At 48.8% G+C, this 4,305-nt stretch carries 7 protein-coding genes and 1 pseudogene; all 8 read right to left on the reverse strand.

The features are described from left to right. Positions 1–479: pseudogene (locus VB081_RS06215) on the reverse strand (hypothetical protein); the annotation flags it as partial. A 15-nt stretch (positions 480–494) separates the two neighbouring features. Continuing rightward, complete coding sequence (locus VB081_RS06220; protein WP_323399964.1) at positions 495–854, reverse strand: YraN family protein; 360 nt, start codon at positions 852–854, stop codon at positions 495–497. Beyond that, positions 851–1,486, reverse strand: a complete 636-nt coding sequence (locus tag VB081_RS06225; protein WP_323399965.1) for a ribonuclease HII — start codon at positions 1,484–1,486, stop codon at positions 851–853. Before VB081_RS06225 ends, VB081_RS06220 begins: the two co-directional genes overlap by 4 nt. Then, positions 1,487–2,332 carry a ribosome biogenesis GTPase YlqF gene (gene ylqF, locus VB081_RS06230; protein WP_323399966.1) on the reverse strand — a complete coding sequence of 282 codons (846 nt, stop codon included), beginning with the start codon at positions 2,330–2,332 and terminating at the stop codon, positions 1,487–1,489. A 62-nt stretch (positions 2,333–2,394) separates the two neighbouring features. Beyond that, positions 2,395–2,736: a 50S ribosomal protein L19 gene (rplS, locus tag VB081_RS06235; protein WP_323399967.1), complete on the reverse strand. Its 342-nt coding sequence runs from the start codon at positions 2,734–2,736 to the stop codon at positions 2,395–2,397. Between the two features lie 106 nt (positions 2,737–2,842). Then, on the reverse strand, positions 2,843–3,583 hold the full coding sequence (gene trmD / locus VB081_RS06240) for a tRNA (guanosine(37)-N1)-methyltransferase TrmD (RefSeq protein WP_323399968.1): 741 nt from the start codon (positions 3,581–3,583) through the stop codon (positions 2,843–2,845). Then, positions 3,570–4,100, reverse strand: a complete 531-nt coding sequence (gene rimM / locus VB081_RS06245) for a ribosome maturation factor RimM (RefSeq protein ID WP_323399969.1) — start codon at positions 4,098–4,100, stop codon at positions 3,570–3,572. The genes trmD and rimM overlap by 14 nt, the downstream gene beginning before the upstream one ends. Further along, a partial coding sequence (locus VB081_RS06250) for a KH domain-containing protein (protein ID WP_323399970.1) occupies positions 4,097–4,305 on the reverse strand: 209 nt, incomplete at its 5' end. The genes VB081_RS06250 and rimM, both read right to left, overlap by 4 nt.

Genomic DNA, 4,305 nt, shown 5'->3' on the forward strand with positions numbered 1-4,305 from the left:
GCCATGCTGTTTCCAAATTTTTTACGCGCGATCCGGTAAACAGCGTAAGCCGCAACAATATCGCAGATCATCGCCGGCAGGCGTATCATCATGGAAAACATCTGCGAATTGATATCCACAGAAAACGCATCCCGCAAAAAGCCGATAAAAGAAAGGCCGTACACATAGAGCGGCGGATAATCCGCAAAAAAATCACTGGTATAGAAATTGGCAAACCCGCCCTCATAGGAATAATTGGCCCATGCCTTAAAGCAGTCCATATCCGTCATATACCCCGGAAGGGAGTATGCAATGGCAATGCGTATCAAAAAGGCGACCGCCGCGAATAGTACAAAGGCGCTCACCGAGGAAAGTTGCTTTTTAAAAGGATTCGACTGTTTTTTTGCCTGGTACAAATATACCATCAGCATCAAAAAGATAACACCTAAAACGGTGAACCAGACGATGAATTCATTTTGTGTTTTCAATTGTTCTTCCATGCTGCTTTACTCCGTTCAGACGCCAAATGCATTCCTTAAATAATTCATGGTAAGTTCTGGCCCGCTTGCGGAAACCTCCGCCACGTCAAAACGGAAATCTGACTCCTTTATATGATTTTGCATAATGTACCATTGTGCCGTCCGCGCGACCATCTGCTGTTTTCTGTATGTCACAGCTTCTCCCGCCGTTCCATAAGCACTCGACGAACGCGTCTTCACCTCAACAAAAACGATCGTACTCCCATCGCGCGCGATCACGTCGATCTCGCCTTTCTTCGCACGATAGTTGCGCGCCAATATCTTCATGCCACACTTTTTCAAATAATCACAGGTGAAGTCTTCCCCTGCTTTGCCGATCGCCTGCCGATCCATCATTCCCCCAATATTTTCTTCAAAAAGGTCTTCCGGTGAATCTCCAATATGCCATGCTCGCGGATCGCGTCATAGTGCGCCTGCGTGCCATATCCTTTATGCCTTGCAAATCCGTATTGCGGATATTGCGCATCATATTCGCGCATCATGTTGTCGCGTGTCACCTTAGCCAAAATAGACGCAGCGGCAATAGTATAGACCTTTGCGTCGCCTTTGATAAGCGACGTATACGGAATCTCCGTATTGAGCGTCATCGCATCCGTATATACGTGCTCCGGACGCACATGCAGGCCGTTAAGCGCGTTTTCAAACGCCATCCTCGCCGCGTTCAAAATATTGATTTCATCTATTATATTATTATCTATCACACTTACGGAATAATCAACCGCTTTTTCCACGATCAATTCATACAGCGCTTCCCTGCGCTTTTCCGATATTTTTTTCGAATCGTCGATCCCAAGGATCAAATCATCCTTAGGCATGATCACGCAAGCAGCGACAACCGGCCCTGCCAGTGGGCCGCGCCCCACCTCATCGATCCCCGCGATCAGGTATTGTCCCTGCGCCCAATGCAGCTTCTCATACTCGGTCATATCAGCGAGCTTTTCCTGTTGTTTTTCTTCGCGCTTTCCCACTTAAGCACGCTCCGGTTTTTCCAAAGATATCCTGCCCATTTTACCGTTTTTAAATTCGTCCAGCAGCGTCTTGGCGCCGCGCTCCGTATCAAAAACGCCGCCCTTTAATAAAAAGCCGCGCGATTTACAGATATCGCAAAGTATTTCATAAGAATCCTTATCCAGGTCTTCCAGCTTATACCGTTCGGTCAACATTTTCGGTGCGGAAACCTTGAGCAGGGAGATCAAATGAAAAGCAAGCGCTTCTTCATCCAGTATGTCAAGCTTAACGCTGCCGATCAAAGCGACGACCGCGCCTGTGTCCTCATCCTTGAATTTGGGCCATAGTAGCCCCGGCGTATCCATGATCTCCAGATAATCGTCGACCTTTGCCCACTGCAAGGATCGCGTTACACCCGGCTTGTTTCCCTCAAGCATTTTCTTACCGCCGGACAAACGGTTCAAAATCGCAGATTTCCCTACATTGGGGATGCCCGCCACCATACAGCGTAGCGTTTTGTTCATGCCCCTGTCCTTGTACTTTTTCAGGATATCCTGCGCGCAATCCAGTATGCTCTTCTTGAGCTGCTGCGTATTGCCCTTGGTTGCTGAAAAAGCGACCGCCCTGATCCCCTGTTTTTCAAAAAAAGCGATCCAGTTTTTTGTGATGTTTTCATCCGCAAGATCAGCCTTATTGAGGATGTAAAAACGCGTCTTCTGTGAAAACATATCGTCAAAATCCGGGTTCAGCGAACTCTTGGGCGCACGCGCGTCCAGCACCTCGATGACCATGTCGATCATCTTCAGCTTATCCTTCAATTGTCTGCGGGCCTTGGTCATATGCCCGGGATACCATTGAATATCCATTTTCGTCTCCTCCGGATAAAAAAACAAGGGCTTAAATGATTTAAGCCCCCGTCCTGCTTTGCTTATTTCTCTCTGATCTTAGCGGCCTTACCCACTCTGTCACGCAGATAAAATAGCTTTGCCCTACGCACCTGTCCGTGACGCAGCACCTCGATCTTGTCCACACGGGGTGAATGGATCGGGAATGTTCTCTCTACGCCAATGCCATAAGACAAACGGCGCACCGTGATCGTCTCGGAAAGCCCGCCGCCCTTCTGCGCGATCAGGTATCCCTCAAAAGCCTGTAATCTTTCTCTCTGACCCTCGACAACTTTCACGTATACTTTGACTGTATCGCCGATTCTTAACGCCGGCACATCACTTTTCAGCTGTTCTGCTTCTACTGCTTTGATAATATCATTCATTTTTCAAAAGCCTCCTTCCCCTACAGACGTTCTTACCCGCATATTCGGGCAGCGGACCATCCTAATTCAAAAAACATTAAAAGTTTACCACAACCTGATCAAATAATCAAGATTGATTTTTCAATTGATCGAGAAAAACCCTGTCACTGTCGCTAAGCTCGGCCTGCTCAAGCAAGTCCGGTCGTTCCCGCAGCGTCTTCAGTAACGCCTGTTCCCTTTGCCATGCTGCAATGTTTTTATGATGCCCCGAAAGCAGCACCTCCGGTACGTCCATGCCGCGAAAAGAGGACGGACGCGTATATTGCGGATATTCGAGCAGGTTCCCGCTAAAGCTTTCTTCACTTACCGATTCGTCGTTGGAAAGCACCCCCGGGACATAGCGCATCACGCAATCCATCAGCACCATAGCAGGAAGCTCCCCGCCTGTCAGCACATAATCCCCGATAGAGATTTCCTCGTCGATACAATGATCGAGCACGCGCTGGTCAACACCCTCATAATGCCCGCATAGAATGTTTAGGACGTCATATTCCGCAAGCTGCTCCGCTGTTTCCTGCGTAAGCTTTTTGCCTGCAGGCGACATATAGATATTGCGACTCTTTCGATCCGAATATTTTTCTGCCAGCATATCAAAGCTGTCAAAAAGCGGCTGCGGCATAAACAGCATGCCCGCACCTCCACCAAACGGATAATCGTCCACACGGTTATGCTTGTCCTGTGTGTAATCACGAAAGTTAACGGTATTGACCGCAATCAATTGTTTCACGATTGCTTTTTCACACAGGCTTGTTCCTGTAAAGCCGGAAAACATCTCCGGGAAAATCGTGAGGCAATTAAATGTCGTCATAGATCGAAACCTCACGCAGGCGTTCTTCATCCACTATGATTTTTCCGCCGGGGATATCCTTTTCAAGCACCACACCGGGGATCGACGGAAACATACAGTTTCCCTGCGTCTGCGTTTTTACCACATACACATCGGCAGCGCCGTTTTGCATGATATCCGAAAGCTTCCCGACCACATCTCCCGTTTGCGTCACCACATCAAGCCCGATCAGGTCCCGCACATAATGCGCTCCCTGCGGCAGCTGTGCAGCATGCTCCCTGTCAATGTACACCATAACGCCACGCAAAGCCTCCGCTGCGTTACGGTCGTCATATCCCGCAAGCTTTAAGTACGCATAACGCGCGTCTACCCTTGCGGACAGCACCTGAACAGCTTCATAGCTTCCGTCCTCACGCAAAAAATACACCTGCTCGAGATACGAAAAACGGGACAGGTCGTCCGTATATGCATCGAATTTGATTTCACCCTTGATCCCCTGTGGCTTTGATATCCGCCCCAGTTCAAAAAATTCCGTCATATGATCTCAACAATATACTTTTTTGACGCTTTCGATGTCGCTGCCTTCACAACAGTACGGATCGCCTTAGCGATCCTGCCCTGCTTGCCAATGACCTTGCCCATATCATCCGGCGCAACGCGTAACTCCAGACCCTCGGCATTGTCTTCCTCACGCTCTACAACGTTTACAGCGTCCGGATCGTCAACAAGGTTTTTGGCGAGGT

The organism is Christensenella sp., assembly GCF_034927525.1.
Taxonomy (GTDB): domain Bacteria; phylum Bacillota; class Clostridia; order Christensenellales; family Christensenellaceae; genus Christensenella.